The sequence below is a fragment of the Ruegeria sp. D3 genome (assembly GCF_056534465.1).
Genome location: NZ_JBQFPK010000002.1, coordinates 443,370 through 461,026 on the forward strand (window position 1 = coordinate 443,370; position 17,657 = coordinate 461,026).

Genomic DNA, 17,657 nt, shown 5'->3' on the forward strand with positions numbered 1-17,657 from the left:
GAGAGCGCGCATGAAACTGAAGACACCCCACTTCCCAGCCCCCGCAGATGCGGGGGAGCGTAAGGACATCCCTCCGCTCGTCTGCTATCCGCCGGATACGTTGCCGCAACCCGATATCGCGGGGTTGAACGCCCTGCGGCAAAGCGCGGCCAAAACGGCTGAGGCCACGGCGGCCCCGCGTGACGCGGCCTGTATCGAGGTGCCCGCCGGGGCCTTTGTGCGCGTGGTATCGGTGGATGGTCCGCAGGTCGGCGATCTGAACATGTGGAACAAGCACGACCTGTCCGAGCGGTTCTATTCCGGTAAAACTCGCGCTTTGCACGGTACGCATTTATCGACCGGCGACCGCATGTGGTCCAGCTTTCCCAACATGCGCCCGATGGCGACGATTGTGGGGGATACGCTGGATTGGTACGGGTTCGATGCCTATGGCGGCTCGGTCCATGATGTGATCGGGACGCGCTGTGATCCCTATACAGGACGGCTGCTGTCGGGGGACGACTATCACTATTGCTGCCATTCCAACCTGACCCGCGCCTTGGCTGATCATTGCGATCTGCCGCTGCACGAGGCCGAGATGCATTTGCATGACGTGCTGAATGTCTTCATGTGTACCGGCTTTACCCGCGACACAGGGCAGTATTTCATGAAGGCCAGCCCGGTGCGACCGGGCGATTTTCTTGAGTTTTACGCCGAGATTGACCTGATCGTGGGGCTGTCGGCCTGTCCCGGCGGCGATTGTTCATCCGAACATTCCTCGGACGTGGCCGCCTGCTATCCGCTGCTGATGGAGGTCTATGACCCCGGCGCGGATGCCCGCGCGGCCCATGTTCAGCCGCCGCGCTCCGCCTATGACCGGACCCACGGCGCGGGCTAGGCGGTCAGGCGGCGGCCCAATCGGTCGAGCATCCGGCAACACAGGTCCAGCTGCTCGATCTCGACATATTCGTCGGCCCTGTGCGCCTGTGTGATCGAGCCCGGGCCGCAGACGATAGCTTGAACGCCAAGCTGCTGGAACAGACCGGCCTCGGTGGCGAAGGCGACGGTGCCGGTGCCATTGGCGCCGGTCAGCTCGGCCACCAGTTTGCGGGCGGCGTTGTCCTCCATCGGCTCCAGCCCTTGCACCTCGGCCACCACGTCTTGGGTGATGCTGGCCTCGGGGTGGACAGCCTGCATTTCGGGCAACAGTGTATGGGTCACGTAATCTCTGAGCGTCTGATTGACGAGATCGGCGTCGCTGGCCTGAACCGGGCGCATTTCCCAGCCGATCTCGGCTTTGCTGGCGATCACGTTATGCGCTACGCCGCCGTTGAAGAACCCGACATTGATCGTGGTCCATGGGGGTTCAAACAAGCTGCCCGCAGGGGCGCGGGATTTCAGAACCTGGCGCAATTCCAACAGCTTGCTGACATAGCGCGCGGCGTATTCGGCAGCATTCACGCCGTCATCCGGGGCCGAACTGTGACCCTCCAGACCGGTAAAACGCGTGGTGTATTCAAAGCAACCCTTATGGCCTTCGATCACCCGCATTTCGGTCGGTTCGCCGATGATGGCAATGTCCGGAACAATGCCGCGTTCGGAGAGGTCATTGACCAAATTCTGCGCGCCCAGACAGCCGGTTTCCTCATCATAGGTAAAGGCGAAATGCAGCGGTTGGGTCAGTTTTTCGACGTCCAACGCTTCGGCAAAGGCGAGCGATGCCGCGATAAACCCCTTCATATCGCAGGTGCCGCGCCCATACAGGCGGCCATCACGCTCGACCATTTCGAACGGGTCTGTGGTCCAGTCCTGATCGGCCACCGGCACCACATCCGTATGACCAGACAGCAGGATACCGCCGGGTATGTCGGGGCCGAGGGTGGCAAAGACATTGGCCTTCTTGCCTGTCTCATCGCGCGTCTCGATACAGCGCGCACCCAAGGTTTGAAGGTGGTTGGTCAGGAATCGGATGATCTCAAGATTGCTGTCGGCCGAGACCGTCTCGAACGCAATCAGATCGGCTAGAATATCTTTGGTTCGGGTCAGGGTCATGGTTTCATGAACAGTTTGCGGGGCCGGTTGCACAGGCATTCTGCAGGGCCGGAGTCGGTGATCAGGATGGTCTCGGTGATCTCAAGCCCCCAGTCGTCCATCCAAAGACCGGGCATGAAGTGGAACGTCATGCCGGGTTCCAGAACGGTTTCATCTTCCGCGCGCAAGGATATGGTGCGCTCACCCCAATCCGGCGGATAGCTGAGACCCACCGGATACCCGCATCGAGCGCCGCGTTCGATCCCGGCGCGTTCTAGCGGGGCGGCCAGCGCCAGAGCGATATCGCGCGCCCGATTGCCAGCGCGGGCGGCGTTTAGCCCAGCCTCAAGCCCCTCGACCAGCGCGGCCTCGGCCCGCAGCAGGTGGTCGGGCGGTTGACCCAGAAATACCGACCGGCAGAAAGGTGCGTGATAGCGGCGATAGCAGCCCGAGAGCTCGAAGAAGGTGCACTCCCCGGTTTTGAATGGCGCGCCATCCCATGTCAGATGCGGCGCAGCGGCATCGGGCCCCGAGGGCAGAAGGGGCACGATGGCGGCATAGTCTCCCCAATCCTCACCCACGCCCGAGACCGCGTCATGGTAAATCTGCGCCACCAGTTCGTTCTTGCGCAGGCCGGGTTCGATCCGTTCTATCACCCCATCAATCACATGTTCCGAAATCCGCGCAGCTTTGCGCATCAGGGCGATCTCTTCACCGGATTTCACGGCACGCTGCCAGTTCACCAAAGCGTTGCCATCGACCAACGTGGCCTGAGGCAATTCGGCGGCCAATGTCAGATGCGCCTTGGCCGAGTAATAGTAATTGTCCAACTCAACCCCGATACGCGCCTGCCCAAGGCCATTTTCAAGCAGCAACTTAGCAAGGTCTTGCATTGGGTGCCGCTCGGTCGATTGAACATAGTTATCTGCATAGCCGTGAATGCGGTCATCGCTCATCCAGACCGTGCGCCGCGCGCCGTTGGCGTCCTGATTGCGGCCCCACCAGATTGGATCGGCATCGTGTAGAACGACGACGCCCTGATGCACGTAGAAGGACCAGCCCTCATACCCGGTCAGCCACGCCATATTCGATGGGTCCTGCACAAACAGGGCATTTAAACCAGCGGCTGCCATTGCGGAACGCGTCTTGGTAAGCCGGCGATCATATTCGGCGCGTGAAAAGGCCGGATTGGCATGAGGCATAGCAGCTCCAGTCGTGTTCGAGTTATGTTGACAGAACTGGACGAATGCAGTCACGTCAATGGGCAACTCAGGAAAGACGCCCCATTGAAGATCACACTTAATCCACATCGCGGAGGCCGGAAACTTGCCGCTTCTGCTCCGTACCCGTCCATTGATGCAGCCCGCGTAGCCGATCTTCTGTCGCAATGCCCCGCTGCGGGTGAAACTCCATTGGTCGATGCAAAAGAGCTTGCCGACGTGGCCAATCTTTGGATCAAGGACGAGCGCGGCCGCATGAATCTTGGGTCTTTCAAGTCGCTTGGGGCGGCCTACGTGATCGCGCGGCACGCGGCCGAGGCAACGGATGCGCCGGACCGCAATACATTGAACAGTCGAACTTATGTCACGGCCAGTGCAGGAAACCATGGCATGAGCGTCGCCGCAGGCGCGCGGGTATTTGGCGCGCAGGCGGTCGTCTATATCGCCGAAACTGTACCGGAGAGTTTCGCGGACCGCCTCCGCGCGCAAAGGGCGCAGGTTGTGCGGCAAGGCGTCGATTATGCCGCCAGTATGGAGGCCGCCAACCAAGCCGCACAGGAAAACGGGTGGACGTTGCTGTCCGACAGTTCTTGGGACGGATATATCGAAATTCCGCATATGCTTATGGAGGGGTATCTGCAGATGGCTGCCGAGGCCGTGCGTCAATGTCCGGAAATGCCCAGCCACATCATGCTGCAGGCCGGGGTTGGCGGGCTGGCCGGCGCGGTGGCGGCCTATGCGCGCCATGTCTGGGGTGACGCGCCCAAAATCATCGTGGTCGAGCCCGAGTCTGCCCCCGCGCTACAAGCGAGTATCGAGGCCGGGGCCTGCGTTTTCGCGGATGGCCCTGACAGCATAATGGGACGTCTGGATTGCAAAGAACCTTCGTTGATCGCTCTGAACGGCTTGGCCAGAGATGCCGACGCGTTTTTGACTTTGACCGATGACGAGGTTGTTCAGCATTTGCCTGCGATGGCGGCGGCTGGGGTGGCAACGACGGCATCCGGTGGGGCAGGGATTGCCGCTGCCATGAATGCCCAAGTGCTGCAGCGTTTAGGAATTGGTGCGGACGCCAAGGTTCTGTGCTTTCTGTCCGAGATTGCGGAATGAGAGGGTTCGACACTGCTGAGTTCACCGCCCGGTTGCAGCGTGCGCAAAAGATGATGGTCCAAGCGGACTTGTCTGCCTTGCTGCTGACAACTGAACCCGAGATTCGGTACTTTACCGGCTACTTGACCCGGTTTTGGGAAAGCCCGACCCGACCTTGGTTTCTGGTGGTTCCGGTCAGTGGAAAACCGATTGCCGTTATCCCCTCTATTGGTGCTGCACTGATGGGGCAAACCTGGATCGACGATATCCGAACCTGGAGCTCGCCGGACTTGTTGGATGACGGCGTTAGTCTGTTGGCGGAAACCCTGATCGAGGTCACTCCGACGGATGCCACTGTTGGTTTGCCTGATGGGCACGAAACCCATGTCCGTATGCCGATGGCCGATTTGTTGCGCCTTCAATCGCTATTGGGCTCGCGGAGGGTTGCTGGCGATGCGGAACTTATGCGCGGCCTTCGGATGATCAAATCAACGGCGGAGATCGCGAAAATCGAAACCGCCTGCGCGATTGCCGCGCGGGCTTTTCAGCGTGTTCCTGAAATCGCAGGATCTGGCATTGCCGTTGATGAGGTGTTTAGAAAGTTCCAAATGCTGTGTCTGGAGGAAGGCGCCGATTGGGTGCCCTATCTTGCGGGCGGTGCCGAGCAGGGGGGATATACGGATGTAATCTCTCCGGCCCGAGATACGGCGATGGAGGCCGGAGATGTCCTGATGTTGGACACTGGTTTGGTGTGGGACGGGTATTTTTGTGACTACGACCGAAACTGGTCCATTGGTCCGACCTCGATGTCAGTGCGTTCTGCGTATGCAACCTTGATTGAGGCGTCTGATGCAGCATTCGAGATTGCAAAGCCGGGCGCGACCGCTTCCGACCTGCATCACGCAATGAACAGTGTTCTGTCACGTCAAAATGCGGATACGGGGGCTGGGCGTCTGGGGCATGGCCTGGGGATGTCCCTCACAGAATGGCCTTCGTTGATTCCCGACGATCATACTGTGTTGCAACCCGGCATGGTTTTGACGCTCGAACCCGGAATAGCCGTTGGCGACAAAATTCTGGTTCACGAAGAGAACATCGTGATTACCGAAGACGCGCCGCGGTTCATCAGCCCTCGGCTTGGGCCGGAGTTGCCTGTGATATGAGCTATTTACCCTATGAACTGGAAGAGGACGACCCGCAGCTCAACCCGATGGGCCTGATCGTTTTGCAGACGGACGAAACGATTGAACCGGAATTCAGCGCGTATTTCGCACATTGCCGCGCGCCGATTTACGTTTCCAGAATTCCCAGCGGCGCAGAGGTGACAACGGGCACGCTGGCCCAGATGGAGAACGCCCTTCCTGCAGCCTCAGATCTGTTGCCCAAAGTCCGGCCTTATAAGGTTGTGGGGTATGGCTGCACCTCGGCCAGCTCCGTGATCGGTTCAGCTATGGTCGAGCGCATGGTTCAAAAGACCTGCAACGTTGCGACCGTCACGAACCCGCTGCGTGCAGCTTCCGCCTGCGCTGCGGCAAAAGGTGTTTCCAAATTCGCTTTGCTGTCGCCCTATATCGAAGAAGTGAACGATCCATTACGCCGTGCCTTCGCAAAAAACGGGGTGACAATGGACGTTTTTGGCTCATTCGGTGAGTCCGAGGAATCCAAAGTTGTTCGAATATCCCGCCAATCGCTAGTCGACGCGGCGCTTAACCTGGGCTCTGATTCGGCGGTCGAGGGTGTTTTTATAAGCTGCACGAATCTAAGGACTTTTGACGCTTTGCCAGAAATTGAAAGTCGGCTGGGAAAGCCGGTTCTTTCAAGCAATCAAAGCCTTGCGTGGCATATGCGACGCTTGAATGACGCCTGAATATCAGGCGTGTGGCGCTTTCTTTGTCATTCTCCTGACATATTTTGGTTGCGTCGCCCGTCCTGCTTGTCCTTAAATGGGCTCTGACAGGTCCTTGAGATCCGGATAAACCGGGCAAGCAAGGACAGACAGGGGAGCCAAGTTGGTAATGTCTAATGACGCAGCGTTCGTCGAGTTTCAGCGTGTCCAGAAATCTTACGACGGCGAGATCCTTGTCGTAAAAGATCTTAATCTTTCAATGCCTAAAGGTGAGTTCCTGACAATGCTCGGCCCGTCCGGGTCAGGCAAAACCACTTGCCTTATGATGTTGGCCGGGTTCGAAACAGCAACCCATGGCGAGATCATGTTGGATGGTCGTCCGATCAACAATATTCCGCCCCACAAGCGGGGGATTGGCATGGTTTTTCAGAACTATGCGCTTTTCCCGCACATGACGGTTGCCGAAAATCTCGCTTTCCCGCTGGAAGTTCGAAAAATCGGGAAGGACGAGCGCGAAGAAAAAGTGAAACGCGCCCTAGATATGGTTCAGATGGGGGCATTTGGCAGCCGGCGCCCCGCTCAGTTGTCCGGTGGTCAACAGCAGCGGATCGCATTGGCCCGCGCACTAGTTTTTGAACCCGAGCTTGTTTTGATGGACGAGCCGTTGGGTGCGTTGGATAAACAGTTGCGCGAGCATATGCAGTTCGAAATCACGCGTCTGGCGCATGAGCTGGGTATTACCACTGTTTACGTAACCCACGACCAGACCGAAGCGTTGACCATGTCGGACCGTGTGGCTGTTTTCGACGACGGACGAATTCAGCAACTTGCGCCGCCCGATTTGCTGTATGAAGAGCCAGAAAACAGCTTTGTGGCTCAATTTATTGGTGAAAACAACACATTGGAAGGTGTCGTTAAGTCGATTGACGGCGACTCGTGTGTTGTTGCGCTGGACGATGGATCCGAGATTGACGCCAAGCCGGTGAATGTGACGAAGGCGGGCGAACGGACCAAGGTCTCTATCCGGCCTGAACGGGTCGAGTTCAACAAGGATCGCTTGCACGCTGATGCACATACGCTCAAAGCGACGGTGAAAGAGTTCATCTATATGGGCGACGTATTCCGTTTTCGTTTGTCGGTTGCCGGGAACGATGACTTCATCATCAAGACCCGCAACGCGCCAGATGCGGTGCGTCTTTCGCCGGGTCAAGAGGTCGAAATCGGCTGGCTGGCGCATGATTGCCGGGCGCTGGACGCCTGAACACAGAACCCCCCGCGTCTGCGGGGCAAGAGTTGGCTGGTTTGCCCCGTGATCCGGCCTAAGAAAGTAAAAGTAACGGGTATAACAGGGAGTTAAACATGAAAGTTAAAACCACTCTTATGGCAAGTGCGGTTGCTGCCGTAGCCGGTGGTGCGATGGCCGAAGAAATGACCATCGTGTCCTGGGGCGGTGCTTATTCCAAGTCGCAGCTGAAAGCATATCACGAGCCCTATTCGGAAAAGACAGGCGTCACCATCCTTAACGATGACAGCTCGGCTGAGGCGGTGGCTAAACTGCGCGCGATGAACGAAGCGGGCAACATCACTTGGGATGTGGTGGATGTTGTTGCAGCGGATGCGATTCGTTTGTGCGACGAAGGTCTGGCGATGGAGATCGATTTCGACAGCCAACTGGCCGCCGCACCTGACGGGACACCCGCATCCGAAGATTTCGGTGATCTGTTGGTCAGTGACTGCTTTATCCCGCAGATCGTGTACTCGACCACTTTCGGCTATCGTACCGATCTGGTGGGTGACACGCCTCCGACCGAGATCTGCGCCGTGTTCGATCTGGAAAACTATCCCGGCAAACGTTCGCTGGAAAAGCGTCCGATCAACAATATGGAATGGGCGCTTCTGTGTGATGGCGTAGCCAAGGACGACGTCTATGACGTTCTGGCGACACCGGAAGGTCAGGATCAGGCTCTTGCCAAGCTGGATACTATTAAGGACAGCGTAGTCTGGTGGTCTGCCGGTGCCGACACACCGCAGTTGCTGGCCGACGGCGAAGTCATCATGGGCTCGACCTATAACGGTCGTCTGTTCAGCGTGATCGAAGAGCAGAAACAGCCCGTCGCCATGCTGTGGGACGCGCAGGTATTCGATCTGGATGGCTGGATCATCCCCGCCGGTCTGAGCGAAGAGCGTCAGCAGCGCGCGCTGGACTACATCATGTTCGCAACTGACACCCAGCGTCTGGCGGATCAGGCCAAGTACATCTCGTACGGTCCGGCCCGTGCCTCGTCGGCGCCGCTGGTTGGTCAGCACGCCGATCTGGGCATCGACATGGCACCGCACATGCCGACCGACCCGGAAAACGCCAAGAATACGTTCCTGTATAACTACGAGTTCTGGGCAGACTACCGCGACGATATCGACGCCAAGTTCCAGGCGTGGCTGGCACAATAAGCCTTTTGTGACAAATGGTTGGGGCCGGTTTTGGCCCCAACCCACCAAAAGACCAAGGGACGCAGATGACTGACGCAACTCAATCAGGTCCGATGCTGGCCGCTGACGGCACGCCTCTGAAAAAATCGCTGGCGCGGTCGTTAAGACGTCGCAAACTTAGGGCGCTGGCCCTTATTGCGCCGTTGCTGCTGTTTGTGCTGTTGTCCTTTGTGATCCCGATCGTGTCCATGTTGTTCCGTTCGGTCGAGAACGGGATTGTGGCTGATACGCTGCCCCTGACCGTGGTCGAGTTGAAGAACTGGGATGCGGAAAGCGGCGAACTACCGGATGAGGCATTATACGCCGCGTTCATCAAAGATATGGTCGTTGCCATTGACGAAAAGACACACACCCGGCTTGGCTCGCGCCTGAACTATGAGCAGACGGGTATGTCCTCGATGTTCCGTCGCTCGGGCCGCCAGATTAAAAAACTTGACCCTGAAACCGATGGCCCGTTCAAGGACAAGCTGATCGACATTCACGACGGTTGGGGGGATGTCGAAACCTGGCGCACCATCAAGACCCACGCTGTTCCGATCACCAACGGATATTTCCTGAACGCAATCGACATGCGCCGTACGCCCGAAGGTGCGCAGGCGCAGCCTGAGGACAAACAGATCCTGATCAAGCTGTTTGGCCGTACGCTGATGATGTCGCTGATCATCACTGCTTCGTGCATCCTACTTGCCTATCCGGTGTCATATATCCTGGCGACCCTGCCGATGCGGGTGTCGAACCTGCTGATGATCCTTGTGTTGCTGCCGTTCTGGACCTCGCTTTTGGTGCGGACATCGGCATGGAAGGTGATGTTGCAGCAACAGGGGGTGATCAACGAAACGCTGGTCTGGCTGGGATTGGTAGCGGATGACGCGCGATTGGTGATCATCAACAACCAGTTCGGCACGATTATCGCGATGACGCATATCCTGCTGCCGTTCATGATACTGCCGATGTATTCGGTGATGCAGACCATTCCAGAATCCTACACCCGCGCCGCGAAATCCATGGGCGCAACGAACTGGACGACTTTCTGGCGCATCTACTTCCCGCAATCCATTCCGGGCATCGGCGCGGGGTCGATCCTCGTGTTCATCCTTGCCATCGGCTACTACATCACGCCGGAAATCGTTGGCGGGACCAAGGGTGTCTTCATCTCGAACCGGATTGCGTACCACATCTCATCCTCGCTGAACTGGGGATTGGCGGCTGCGCTCGGGACGATCCTGCTGGCGGTCGTTCTGTTACTCTACTGGTGCTATGACAAGATCGTAGGCATCGACAACGTGAAGCTGGGATAAAGACGATGGCAGCACTAACACCAATATCCCGCAAACCCATGTCGGTGGTTCTGCCCGCTGTGGCCATCGCCGGAGGTTTCGTCGGTATGTTCGTCGGCGCCGGGCAGGGCAGTGTCCTGCTGGGTATCGTGGTCGGAGCCGCTCTGATGGCGGGTCTGGCTTGGCTTTACATGAATGTCCTGGACAATGAGCGTGTCGCCCGCTGGATCACGATCCTTGGGATGGGCGTGCTGGGCATTGTGTTCGCTGGGGCGACTGGCCTGATCATCGGCCTGCTGATGGGGTGGTTTTTTGCCTTCTTCATCTTCTGGCTTTACGAAGGACGATACCGCCAAAAACTGCTGCCTTATATGACCGGTCGACAGGTGTTCTGGCACTATACTTTCCGGGTGATCTGCGGTGCGATATTTGTGTTCCTGATCACACCGATCCTTGTGGTTCTGCCACTGTCGTTCAACGCGCAGGATTTCTTTACCTTCACGCCTGAAATGCTGCGGCTGGACCCCGAAGGCTATTCACTGAAGCATTACCGTGACTTCTTCACCAACAATGAATGGCAGCGCAGCTTCAAGAACTCGCTGATCATCGCACCGATTGCGACGATCATCTCCGTGTCGCTGGGCACACTGGCGGCCATCGGCCTCAGCCAGAGCCACGTTCCGGGCAAACGGGCGATTATGGGTATCCTGATTTCACCCATGATCGTGCCGCTGATCATCTCGGCCACCGGCATGTTCTTTTTCTACAGCGATATCGGCCGGTTCCTTGAAGGAACGCTGGGCATGGACAAGAACTTTGTGGGCTATGTTAAGGTTGTTCTTGCGCACGCGGTTCTGGGCATTCCGTTCGTGATCATCACTGTGACGGCGACCTTGGTCGGCTTTGACCAGTCGCTCACCCGTGCAGCGGCGAACATGGGGGCAGGGCCGGTGCGGACCTTCTTCAAGATCCAGATGCCGCTGATCCTGCCGGGTGTAATCTCAGGTGGCTTGTTCGCCTTTATCACTTCGTTTGATGAGGTGGTTGTGGTGCTGTTCGTCGGCTCGGCCAGCCAGAAAACGCTGCCATGGCAGATGTTCACAGGTCTGCGCGAACAGATCAGCCCGACCATTTTGGCGGTGGCGACAATCCTTGTGGTAATCTCAATCGCGCTGTTGACCACGGTTGAATTGCTGCGCCGCCGGTCCGAGCGTCTGCGGGGTCTTTCCCCCGCTTGACGCGCGCCGCGCCTTGATTTAGCCATTGCGATATGCAGCCCGGTCACGATGGCGTCGTGACAGTCAAACGGGCGCATGGCTCTCGGTTCCCGAGGTCGCTTGTCCTGAACGCCGGGGCTTGTGGCCGGGCACCCATTGTCCGGCATTGCAGGAGAGAGCATGATGACAGACCTGACAAACCGCCCCGAGTTCTTCACCAGCCACAATGGCGATAAGGCCCCGTTGCCGTTCAGCAAGGCCGAATATGACCGCCGCCTGTCGGGCCTGCGCGCCATAATGGCGGCACGGGATATTCCGGCGGTGTTGCTGACTTCGATGCACAATATCGCCTATTACTCGGGCTTTCTGTATTGCGCCTTTGGCCGTCCTTATGGCTGCGTGGTGACGCAGGACGCATGTACGACGGTGTCGGCGAATATTGACGCGGGCCAGCCGTGGCGACGCTCGGTCGAGGAAAACGTGATCTATACCGACTGGAAGCGCGACAATTACTGGCGCGCGGTGGCCAGCCTGATTGGGGGCGCCAAGCGGATCGGGATCGAAGGCGATCACATGACGCTGGCCGCGCGTGACACGGCGCTGGCGATGCTGGGGCAGCCCGAGCTGGTGGATGTGGCCGCGGATACGATGGCCGCCCGCATGGTGAAATCGGCAGAAGAGATCGATCTGATCAAGGGCGGTGCCCGCACCGCTGATGTGGGCGGTGCCGCCATCCACGCCGCGATCCGCGAAGGCGCGACCGAGATCGAGATTGCCATGGCCGGTCGTGATGCGATGGAGGCTGAGATAGCCCGCGCCTACCCGGATGCCGAATACCGCGACACATGGGTCTGGTTCCAGTCGGGCCTGAACACGGACGGTGCGCATAACCCGGTGACCAAGCGGGCATTGCAAAAGGGCGATATCCTGTCGCTGAACACCTTCCCGATGATCTCGGGCTATTACACCGCGTTGGAGCGGACGTTGTTCCTTGGCGAGCCCGACGCTGACAGCCTGCGCATCTGGAAGGCCAACGTTGCCGCGCATGAGCTTGGCCTGAGCTTGATCAAACCCGGCGCGACATGTTCGGGTATCACTGCCGAGATCAACCGCTTCTTTGCCGATGAGGGCTTGCTGCAGTATCGGTCATTCGGATATGGGCATTCGTTTGGTGTTCTCAGCCACTACTACGGTCGCGAAGCAGGGCTGGAATTGCGCGAGGATATCGACACCGTGCTGGAGCCCGGCATGGTGGTATCGATCGAGCCGATGCTGTGGATCCCCGAAGGCCAGCCCGGCGCCGGGGGTTACCGTGAGCATGACATTTTGGTCGTCGGTGAGGACGGGGCCGAGAACATCACTGGCTTCCCCTATGGGCCGGACCACAACACGATAGCCTGATCCAAAGGGCAGGAGGGGCGCTTAGCCCCTCTTGCCGCGTTCGTGGAAAATGAAGCCGATGAAATTCAGCAGCACCTGCGCGGCCAGAATCTGCGTGCTCTCAGTAGGGTCGTAATTCGGCGCGACCTCGACCAGATCAATGCCGACCACATCGCCGCGCTGCGCCAGACCTTGCAGGATTTCCAGTACGTCATAATACAGAAACCCCCCGTGGCTGGGCGTGCCGGTGCCCGACGCAATCGATGGGCAAAAAGCGTCAATATCAATCGTAACATAATACCGCGCGCCTTCGGGTATGCGGGCCAAAACACCCTCGGTTCCCAGTTTGCGGACCTGTCGCACAGACAGGATATCGGACCCTCGCGCGCGGGCGTCCTCATAGCCTTCCTTTGCGGTTGAGGACACATTGCGGATGCCCAACTGCGTCATGCCCGAGACATAGTCTTTCTCAATCGCGCGCCGCATCGGGTTGCCGTGACCGGCAGTGACCCCGTGGCGTTCATCCACGAAATCCAGATGGGCGTCGATCTGAACGACATGGATCGGACCATTTTCCGCGCAATCGTCAGAAAAAGCATTGATGCAGGGGATGTTGACTGAGTGATCGCCGCCGATGGTGACGGGTAGGGCGCCTGCGTCCAGAATCTTCTGGACCCCGAACTGGATATTGGCGTGGCTTTCCTCGGTTTTGGTGTGGATGATGTCCGCGTCGCCGATATCGACCATGCGGACCGAGCTATCCAGATAGGTTGCGTCATCCTCGTGATCATACGCCCCGGCATGGCCAAAGCTGAACAGTGTCGACGCCTCACGCACCGCACGTGGCCCGAACCGTGCGCCGGATCTCCATTGTGTGCCGAAATCGAAGGGTGCGCCCATGATCGCCACATCAGCGTCGATCTGGTCCCAATCCTCGACATAAGGTGACTTGCCAAAGGTCGAAATACCGACGAATGGCAGGTTCAGACGGCCACTTGCATACCCATGAGACGACATAGCGCGATTCCCGTTTCTTGTTTGTCCGTTGCAGCTTAGAAGCGTTGTCTTAAGCAGGATAGGTTTCTTTGAGGGGTGGATGGGTTGAATGTCGCCCGCCAAGGGTGTCTATCTGAGCGAAAGGTCTGAAAGGAATTGCCGTGGGACAGCACGAACTGCCACCCAAGACAGGTGTGTTCTACATCAATCTGGATCGTGTTCCCGCCCGTCGGGATTTTATGGAACGGCAGTTCGCGCACGCTGGCCTGTCCGCTGCCGTCCGTTTCAGTGCCGTTGACGGGCAGCGAACTGGCGCGTTGGACCAGAACAGCTATGTTCCCGGCACTGGTAGCCGTTGGGGGCTGAAGCAGAGCGAGATCGCCTGTTTCGAAAGCCATCGTGCCGTTTGGCAAGCCGCCGTCGATCAGGACTTGAGGGCTGTGGCTGTTTTTGAGGATGACGTGGAAATGTCCAGCAGTGCAGGGCGCGTTGTCACCAATATTCTGAATGAAAGTTCCAAGTTTGATTTTGTGAAGCTTGATTATTCCCCCCGAGAGTTGCGATTTGGGGCCCTTCAGACCGTTGGCGCAGTTGACGTGCGACCGATGTTGGAGATGGCACCAAGCGCTGCTGCGTATGTCTTGTCGAATGCCGCCTGCCGTAAGCTCTTAGCCTGGTCCACCGCCTATTCCGACCACCTGGATGACTTCGTCTCGATCCCGCGTGCGGATTGGCGCATGTTTCAGTGCTTTCCGGCTGTCGGTGTGCAGGTTATCTGGTCTCAGCATCAGGAACAGACGCAAGAGGATGTTAAGGTCAGCGAACGCTCTAGGGATCGTAAAACCAACAGCGGCCTGGACAAAGGGCCCACTTGGTTCCGCTTGCGACGAGAGCTTTTGGCCGCACAGCGGAAACTGTATTGGCGGATGGGTGGCCAAAAGCGGCTGATCCGGAAGGGTGGCTTTGTTGGCTTTATTCCTTGTGCGGGCGATCTCAGCGTTTAGGCGCGTCGTTTTGTGGTGCCGCGAGCCCATTCGGTGCTTTCTGCACGTATTAGCGTTAACAAAACTGTCAGTTTGATATAACGTTGTGGTGTTGTTTACGGGTGGCGCACGGGTTCGCAGCATGATTCAGACGATTTACGAACGCTACGGTGGGTTCAAAACGATCAGTCGGATCGTTATGACGTTCTATGAAATGGCCTTGGATTCCGATCAGATCGGAGGGCATTTTGAAGATATCGATATGCCGCGTCTGATCGACCACCAGACCAAATTTGTATCCTCTTTGGTTGGTGGACCCGCTTCGTTCAGCGATGAGCGTATCGAGGCCGTGCATCGGCACCTCAATATTTCACACGAGGATTTTGATGAGATGGCTGCGCTGTTTGCGCAGGCGCTTGAAATGCACGGGATGGATGACTCTCATGTTAAAATCGCGCTGGGAGCCATTGAATCGAAACGCAGAATAATCGTTACACGCAGCGCGGCATGAGCATTTTAGCAATAAACGAGCAACTGTTACGCGCTATCGGAGTCGGTGTTGCGGTTGTTCGCGCCTCGGACCTTGGCTTTGTCTTTTACAATGGTCCGTTTTCAGAATGGTTCGGCACACCGGCTGAGGGCCAAACTCTGTTGGACGTTTTCCCGACCCTTGATCAGCGTGAGTTGGAAGACGTCAAGCAATCGGGGTTGCGCTATTCCTTCGAAATGCAACTGAAGCCAAAGCGCAGGACTTTGGTCTTCGCGACGGCCATTTCATTGGCCAACGGCGCGGAAGAGCAGCTTTTGGTCATTGAGTGCCAGAACATCACCCGCATTCGTGAACTGGAAAGCATGATCGACAGCTACTCGACCATGGTGGAACGCAATACGCGCGAATTGGAGCGGGAAAAAGAACGGGTCGAGCGGCTTTTGCTAAATCTGATGCCGCGCGCTGTGTATGAAGAATTTAAGACGTTTGGCGTTGTCACGCCTCAGCTGTACGATCAAGTTTCAGTTGTTATGCTTGATTTCGTGGGCTTCACCGACTTTGCCGCCAAGACGGATCCGACGGTTACACTGAGTGAATTGAACGACATTTTCACAGCTTTTGACCGCATCGTCGAACAATTTGGCTGCGAGAGGATCAAGACCATCGGCGACGCGTATCTTGCTGTATCCGGGATGCCGGATGCTACGCCGGACCATGCGACCGCAGTTGCACATTGTGCAGTCCGGTTCTTGCGGTACTTGGAACGTCGCAACGAAAGCCACCCGCACAAGTGGCAGGCAAGAATTGGTCTGGGAATGGGCCCCGCCGTGGGATCTGTGGTTGGGATTCAGAAATACGTCTACGATGTGTTCGGACCTGCGGTTAACATTGCGTCTCGGCTGCAAGTCTTTGCCAACCCAATGAATATTGTCGCTCCGGAAGAGATGAAATATGCGTTGATCGACGAGTTTCAGGTCTCCGACTTAGGACGCGTTGACATCAAGGGTATGGGCGAGATGGATCTGATCAATGTGACGTCGGGGTTGAGCATGCCACAGCCCCGGCATTTGTTTTAGTCATCGTCATTCGTCGGGTGGCACCAGTCCCAGTCCGCGCAAATAGATGCCTATCCCTGATTCCAACAAGTCCTCGGGCGGGAAGGGAGAGCTTGCACCAGTATTGCGCGCAAACAGCTCTACCACCCCGTGGCTCATGGCCCAGATATGCGCGCTGAACATCGAGGCCGGAGGGCGCTTTTCTGGTGGGATATGTTGGGACAGGTCAGCGGCGGCCTTTTCAAGTACGCTTTTGGCGCGGTTCGCGGCCAGTGAAAGTTCCGGCGTACGATTGAGCGAAATGCCACTTTCGAACATCGCGATATAGTGACCGGGATGCTTGCGGGCAAAAGCCAGATAGGCCCGACCGGTCGCCTCGAACGCGGCCAAAGCTGACGGTTGCCCCTTGTCGTAGGCATATTGCATCAGATCCGCGAACATCTCGAAACCCTGACGAGCTGCCTCGGCAATCAGATCCTCGCGACCCTGATAGTGCCTATACACTGCAGCGGGTGTAACCCCGGCAGTCTTTGCGGCCTCGGATAAAGTGAAGCCGGTCGGGCCCTTCTTTTCAATCAGCGACAAAGCAGCCTCGATCAGCGCTTGTTTTAGATTGCCGTGGTGATACCCGCGTTTCGTCATCTCCTGATCAGCTGCCTTTGTTGTCGTTGTTTGTTGTTATTTCGACATAATCCGTGACCGGGCTTCGTCCAATAGCAACCGTGGAACACTCATGCATCCCAGATGTCCGGACCGCCACAGATTTTCGGGTCATTTTCACCGATGGCATCTGCGTCTTTTTCATCATAGTCGACCGCGTGCAGAACCGTCCGGATTGCAGCCAAACGCGCGCGTTTCTTGTCGTCGGAACGAACGATCGTCCAGGGACAGTGGTCAGAATGGCTGCGGGTCAGTGTTTCGCTGATCGATTGCGTGTACTCGTCCCACTTACTAAGCCCAGCGACATCAATTGGACTAAGTTTCCATTGTTTGAGGGGGTCAGTTTCGCGCGCAAGAAACCGGTTTAACTGTTCGGCGCGACCGACATTCAACCAGAACTTAAACAACTGGATACCGTCATTGATCAGCCCGGTCTCAAGCGGCAGTACCTGTCGGAAAAATCTTTCGCGCTCAACAGCTTCGCAAAAACCGAAAACGTTTTCGACAACACCGCGGTTGTACCAGCTGCGGTCAAAAAACACGATTTCTCCCGCCGCAGGTAGATGTTGGATATAGCGCTGGAAATACCACTGGCTGCGTTCCTGATCCGAGGGTTTACTGAGCGCAACATTGCGTGCCCCGCGCGGGTTAAGATTTTCTCGGAACCGTTTGATTGTACCGCCTTTACCTGCGGCATCGCGGCCTTCGAAAATAAGCGCAATGCGGCTGCCGGATTCTTTTACCCAAGATTGCATTTTGACTAGCTCGACCTGCAGAGCCTCCATCTGCTTGTCATAGTCCTTACGCTTCATGCGTTCGTTGTAAGGGTATGATGGGTTGAGGATGTCGTCTTTGTCGGATTTCTCGATGGCCGAGCGGACATCCCTTGGCGCTTCTTTACGAAAGTATTTTTCAATAGAGCCTTTTTCAGACCGGGCCATACTTCA

17 protein-coding genes are annotated in these 17,657 nt (G+C 57.2%); 12 read left to right on the forward strand and 5 right to left on the reverse strand.

Annotated elements, in window-relative coordinates; translation table 11 throughout:
* Window positions 1-10 precede the first annotated feature (10 nt).
* On the forward strand, window positions 11-877 hold the full coding sequence (locus ACR0DX_RS04560) for an urea carboxylase-associated family protein (protein ID WP_480845304.1): 867 nt from the start codon (window positions 11-13) through the stop codon (window positions 875-877).
* Here the strand turns inward: ACR0DX_RS04560 and argE are convergent.
* Window positions 874-2,031, reverse strand: coding sequence for an acetylornithine deacetylase (gene argE / locus ACR0DX_RS04565; RefSeq protein ID WP_170353064.1), 1,158 nt, complete (start codon window positions 2,029-2,031; stop codon window positions 874-876). The two genes, ACR0DX_RS04560 and argE, sit on opposite strands and share 4 nt — an antisense overlap.
* Window positions 2,028-3,212 (reverse strand): M24 family metallopeptidase, encoded by a 1,185-nt coding sequence (locus ACR0DX_RS04570; RefSeq protein WP_170353065.1) that lies wholly within the window; start codon window positions 3,210-3,212, stop codon window positions 2,028-2,030. Before ACR0DX_RS04570 ends, argE begins: the two co-directional genes overlap by 4 nt.
* A gap of 84 nt (window positions 3,213-3,296) precedes the next feature.
* On the opposite strand from ACR0DX_RS04570, the gene ACR0DX_RS04575 reads away from it, so the two are divergent.
* The 8 genes from ACR0DX_RS04575 (at window position 3,297) to ACR0DX_RS04610 (ending at window position 12,547) form a co-directional block, all read left to right on the forward strand.
* Complete coding sequence (locus ACR0DX_RS04575; RefSeq protein WP_170353066.1) at window positions 3,297-4,340, forward strand: pyridoxal-phosphate dependent enzyme; 1,044 nt, start codon at window positions 3,297-3,299, stop codon at window positions 4,338-4,340.
* Window positions 4,337-5,482 carry a M24 family metallopeptidase gene (locus ACR0DX_RS04580; protein WP_170353067.1) on the forward strand — a complete coding sequence of 382 codons (1,146 nt, stop codon included), beginning with the start codon at window positions 4,337-4,339 and terminating at the stop codon, window positions 5,480-5,482. The genes ACR0DX_RS04575 and ACR0DX_RS04580 overlap by 4 nt, the downstream gene beginning before the upstream one ends.
* Window positions 5,479-6,186, forward strand: coding sequence for an aspartate racemase/maleate isomerase family protein (locus ACR0DX_RS04585; RefSeq protein WP_170353068.1), 708 nt, complete (start codon window positions 5,479-5,481; stop codon window positions 6,184-6,186). Before ACR0DX_RS04580 ends, ACR0DX_RS04585 begins: the two co-directional genes overlap by 4 nt.
* Before the next feature lie 148 nt (window positions 6,187-6,334).
* Entirely contained in the window at window positions 6,335-7,426 is a 1,092-nt protein-coding gene (locus ACR0DX_RS04590) for an ABC transporter ATP-binding protein (RefSeq protein ID WP_170527354.1), read from the forward strand.
* 98 nt (window positions 7,427-7,524) lie between these two features.
* Window positions 7,525-8,613: an extracellular solute-binding protein gene (locus ACR0DX_RS04595; protein ID WP_170353070.1), complete on the forward strand. Its 1,089-nt coding sequence runs from the start codon at window positions 7,525-7,527 to the stop codon at window positions 8,611-8,613.
* A gap of 65 nt (window positions 8,614-8,678) precedes the next feature.
* A complete protein-coding gene (locus ACR0DX_RS04600; protein ID WP_170353071.1) occupies window positions 8,679-9,950 on the forward strand; it encodes an ABC transporter permease in 1,272 nt (423 codons plus the stop codon).
* Between the two features lie 5 nt (window positions 9,951-9,955).
* The gene (locus tag ACR0DX_RS04605; protein WP_480845310.1) at window positions 9,956-11,167 is read left to right on the forward strand and encodes an ABC transporter permease; all 1,212 of its coding nucleotides are present in this window, start codon (window positions 9,956-9,958) and stop codon (window positions 11,165-11,167) included.
* 162 nt (window positions 11,168-11,329) lie between these two features.
* Window positions 11,330-12,547 (forward strand): aminopeptidase P family protein, encoded by a 1,218-nt coding sequence (locus ACR0DX_RS04610; RefSeq protein ID WP_170353073.1) that lies wholly within the window; start codon window positions 11,330-11,332, stop codon window positions 12,545-12,547.
* Between the two features lie 21 nt (window positions 12,548-12,568).
* Here the strand turns inward: ACR0DX_RS04610 and speB are convergent, their stop codons facing one another.
* A complete protein-coding gene (speB, locus tag ACR0DX_RS04615; protein WP_170353074.1) occupies window positions 12,569-13,543 on the reverse strand; it encodes an agmatinase in 975 nt (324 codons plus the stop codon).
* Window positions 13,544-13,683: 140 nt separating this feature from the next.
* On the opposite strand from speB, the gene ACR0DX_RS04620 reads away from it, so the two are divergent.
* From ACR0DX_RS04620 to ACR0DX_RS04630, 3 genes are all read left to right on the forward strand, one after another.
* Window positions 13,684-14,526: a glycosyltransferase family 25 protein gene (locus tag ACR0DX_RS04620; RefSeq protein ID WP_170353075.1), complete on the forward strand. Its 843-nt coding sequence runs from the start codon at window positions 13,684-13,686 to the stop codon at window positions 14,524-14,526.
* Window positions 14,527-14,647: 121 nt separating this feature from the next.
* Window positions 14,648-15,016, forward strand: a complete 369-nt coding sequence (locus ACR0DX_RS04625) for a group I truncated hemoglobin (RefSeq protein WP_170353076.1) — start codon at window positions 14,648-14,650, stop codon at window positions 15,014-15,016.
* Window positions 15,013-16,071 (forward strand): adenylate/guanylate cyclase domain-containing protein, encoded by a 1,059-nt coding sequence (locus tag ACR0DX_RS04630; RefSeq protein ID WP_170353077.1) that lies wholly within the window; start codon window positions 15,013-15,015, stop codon window positions 16,069-16,071. Before ACR0DX_RS04625 ends, ACR0DX_RS04630 begins: the two co-directional genes overlap by 4 nt.
* Window positions 16,072-16,077: 6 nt before the next feature.
* Here the strand turns inward: ACR0DX_RS04630 and ACR0DX_RS04635 are convergent, their stop codons facing one another.
* Together ACR0DX_RS04635 and ppk2 are read right to left on the reverse strand one after the other, a co-directional pair.
* On the reverse strand, window positions 16,078-16,692 hold the full coding sequence (locus tag ACR0DX_RS04635) for a TetR/AcrR family transcriptional regulator (RefSeq protein WP_170353078.1): 615 nt from the start codon (window positions 16,690-16,692) through the stop codon (window positions 16,078-16,080).
* 89 nt (window positions 16,693-16,781) lie between these two features.
* The gene (gene ppk2, locus ACR0DX_RS04640) at window positions 16,782-17,651 is read right to left on the reverse strand and encodes a polyphosphate kinase 2 (RefSeq protein WP_170353079.1); all 870 of its coding nucleotides are present in this window, start codon (window positions 17,649-17,651) and stop codon (window positions 16,782-16,784) included.
* Between the last annotated feature and the right edge of the window lie 6 nt (window positions 17,652-17,657).

Excerpts from the sequence above, each read along its gene's own strand:
- ACR0DX_RS04560 (WP_480845304.1), top strand. The coding sequence starts at position 11 with ATGAAACTGAAGACACCCCACTTCCCAGCCCCCGCAGATGCGGGGGAG.
- argE (WP_170353064.1), bottom strand. The coding sequence starts at position 2,031 with ATGACCCTGACCCGAACCAAAGATATTCTAGCCGATCTGATTGCGTTC.
- ACR0DX_RS04570 (WP_170353065.1), bottom strand. The coding sequence starts at position 3,212 with ATGCCTCATGCCAATCCGGCCTTTTCACGCGCCGAATATGATCGCCGG.
- ACR0DX_RS04580 (WP_170353067.1), top strand. The coding sequence starts at position 4,337 with ATGAGAGGGTTCGACACTGCTGAGTTCACCGCCCGGTTGCAGCGTGCG.
- ACR0DX_RS04585 (WP_170353068.1), top strand. The coding sequence starts at position 5,479 with ATGAGCTATTTACCCTATGAACTGGAAGAGGACGACCCGCAGCTCAAC.
- ACR0DX_RS04590 (WP_170527354.1), top strand. The coding sequence starts at position 6,335 with ATGTCTAATGACGCAGCGTTCGTCGAGTTTCAGCGTGTCCAGAAATCT.
- ACR0DX_RS04595 (WP_170353070.1), top strand. The coding sequence starts at position 7,525 with ATGAAAGTTAAAACCACTCTTATGGCAAGTGCGGTTGCTGCCGTAGCC.
- ACR0DX_RS04600 (WP_170353071.1), top strand. The coding sequence starts at position 8,679 with ATGACTGACGCAACTCAATCAGGTCCGATGCTGGCCGCTGACGGCACG.
- ACR0DX_RS04605 (WP_480845310.1), top strand. The coding sequence starts at position 9,956 with ATGGCAGCACTAACACCAATATCCCGCAAACCCATGTCGGTGGTTCTG.
- ACR0DX_RS04610 (WP_170353073.1), top strand. The coding sequence starts at position 11,330 with ATGACAGACCTGACAAACCGCCCCGAGTTCTTCACCAGCCACAATGGC.
- speB (WP_170353074.1), bottom strand. The coding sequence starts at position 13,543 with ATGTCGTCTCATGGGTATGCAAGTGGCCGTCTGAACCTGCCATTCGTC.
- ACR0DX_RS04625 (WP_170353076.1), top strand. The coding sequence starts at position 14,648 with ATGATTCAGACGATTTACGAACGCTACGGTGGGTTCAAAACGATCAGT.
- ACR0DX_RS04630 (WP_170353077.1), top strand. The coding sequence starts at position 15,013 with ATGAGCATTTTAGCAATAAACGAGCAACTGTTACGCGCTATCGGAGTC.
- ACR0DX_RS04635 (WP_170353078.1), bottom strand. The coding sequence starts at position 16,692 with ATGACGAAACGCGGGTATCACCACGGCAATCTAAAACAAGCGCTGATC.
- ppk2 (WP_170353079.1), bottom strand. The coding sequence starts at position 17,651 with ATGGCCCGGTCTGAAAAAGGCTCTATTGAAAAATACTTTCGTAAAGAA.